Genomic DNA, 1,319 nt, shown 5'->3' on the forward strand with positions numbered 1-1,319 from the left:
GAGAGTGTCAAATTTTATGTGTAAATGAAAAAGCCTCTCACTTTTGAACTAAAACATTGATTCTAAAGTGTCTTGAACTAGATTGAACCCTTTATGTGTTCGTCGCCCAAATTTGTCATTGTAATCAAGAATTACAGTCATTAAGGTTCTTTCCAAAGATTCTTCGTTGGGAAATTGTTCACGTTTCTTTGTTTGTCGCTTAAATTTTTTGTTAAATGATTCGATAAGATTGGTACTATAAATACTAGACCGGATAGCCGGTGGAAAATTAAAAAATACCAGTAATTTCTGGTTCTTTAATAAAGCTTGCGTAACTTTGGGATATCTTTTGCGCCAATGGTCAACAAAGTTGGCTAAGCTGTGCTCAGCCATTCGTTTATTGGTTGCTTGATGAATTAACTTAAAATCATTTAACACAGCTTTACGGTCATGAACCCGTACATGATGCGAAATATTACGACTTACATGAACTAGGCATTGCTGAATAACGGCGTTTGGATAATATTTACCAACGGCAGTTTCGAGGCCAACCAATCCATCGGCCACAAAAAGTAAGGTTTGTTGTACGCCACGATCCTTCAAATCAGCTAATACTTCAGACCACACAGAACTAGATTCTGTCGGAGCTATCTTGTAAGACAGCACTTCCTTATGACCATTAGGTTGAATGCCAATCGCAATATGAACTGCTTCTTTGGCAACTGTGTCACGTCGCAAGGGAAGATATGTGGCATCTAAATAAACGACAGCGTACCGTTCTGATAACGTTCGATTCTTGAAAGCTTCAACTTGTTCGTTAACTACCTTAGTTAGATTGGAAACTGTCTGTGGCGTGTAATAGGAACCATACATTTTTTCCATCAGCTCGGCGATCTCATGAGTGGTAATTCCCTTTTGATAAAGCTGAATGATGGTTTGTTCTAACTGGTCTGTTCGTCGTTGATAGGCTGGTAATGTGTGGTTAACAAATTCTCCGTTTCGATCACGGGGAATCGTAAGATTCAATTCGCCATATTTTGTATTAAAGGTTCTCGTGTAGTGGCCATTACGAGAATTTCCTGAATTGAAGCCATTCCTATCATAGGGCTCATAACCTAAAAATGCAGAAAGTTCATTTTGTAATAGCTCATTAACGGCCGTTTCTAGTTGATCTTTGAAAATAATATCTAGATCCTGACGCTGCGCTAGTGCTGTGACGATTTCTTTGGTAAACTGATTCATGGGGAAGCCTCCTGTGATGTTTGTTTAGACGCTAACTATCATAAGGGAGAGGCTTCCTTTTTTCAATGAATCATTTACACATAATTATTTAAACACTC

General features: G+C 38.3%; 1 protein-coding gene. It reads right to left on the minus strand.

Annotation, left to right across the window (positions count from 1 at the left end; genetic code table 11):
* Positions 1–48: 48 nt before the first annotated feature.
* Entirely contained in the window at positions 49–1,221 is a 1,173-nt protein-coding gene (locus IV84_RS10435) for an IS256 family transposase (protein WP_056986625.1), read from the minus strand.
* Between the last annotated feature and the right edge of the window lie 98 nt (positions 1,222–1,319).

The sequence above is a fragment of the Pediococcus damnosus genome (assembly GCF_001437255.1).
Lineage (GTDB): Bacteria > Bacillota > Bacilli > Lactobacillales > Lactobacillaceae > Pediococcus > Pediococcus damnosus.

What these genes read in the sequence shown, in the direction of transcription:
- IV84_RS10435 (WP_056986625.1), bottom strand. Translation starts at nt 1,221, where the DNA reads ATGAATCAGTTTACCAAAGAAATCGTCACAGCACTAGCGCAGCGTCAG.